The organism is Vibrio sp. 2132-1 (genome assembly GCF_033344315.1).
Genome location: NZ_JAWPON010000586.1, coordinates 1 through 590 on the forward strand (window position 1 = coordinate 1; position 590 = coordinate 590).

1 protein-coding gene is annotated in these 590 nt (G+C 47.5%); it reads left to right on the forward strand.

Annotation, left to right across the window (positions count from 1 at the left end):
- Positions 1-590: chemotaxis protein CheA (locus R8N47_RS26805; protein WP_318186312.1), on the forward strand; the 590-nt coding region annotated here is incomplete at its 5' end.

The following is a 590-nucleotide window of genomic DNA, read 5'->3' on the forward strand; positions in this document are numbered from 1 at the left end:
CCCCTGGCTTCTCAAGTAAAGAGAAAATCTCTGATATTTCAGGCCGCGGTGTAGGTATGGACGTAGTTAAGACGGCGATCAACACCCTAAATGGCTCAATCGACATCGATTCAGAGCTTGGCAAGGGAACAAAGATCACCATCAAAGTGCCACTGACTCTTGCGATTTTGCCGACCTTAATGGTGGGTGTTGGCGGTCATCCGTTTGCACTACCACTTGCGTCAGTAAACGAGATTTTCCACTTAGATTTAAGCCGCACCAACGTGGTAGATGGTCAGTTAACCATCATCGTTCGCGATAAGTCTATTCCACTGTTCTACCTACAAAACTGGTTGGCGTCTAAGTCTCCTCGCGTGGAGCAACGCATCGGTCATGGTCATGTTGTGATTGTGCAGATCGGCAGTCAACGCGTTGGTTTTGTCGTCGACACGCTTATCGGTCAAGAAGAAGTGGTTATCAAGCCATTAGATAACTTATTGCAAGGTACACCAGGTATGGCTGGTGCGACGATTACCAGTGATGGTCACATTGCATTGATTCTTGATGTGCCAGATCTATTGAAGCAATACGCAGCAGCTTCGCGCATCTAA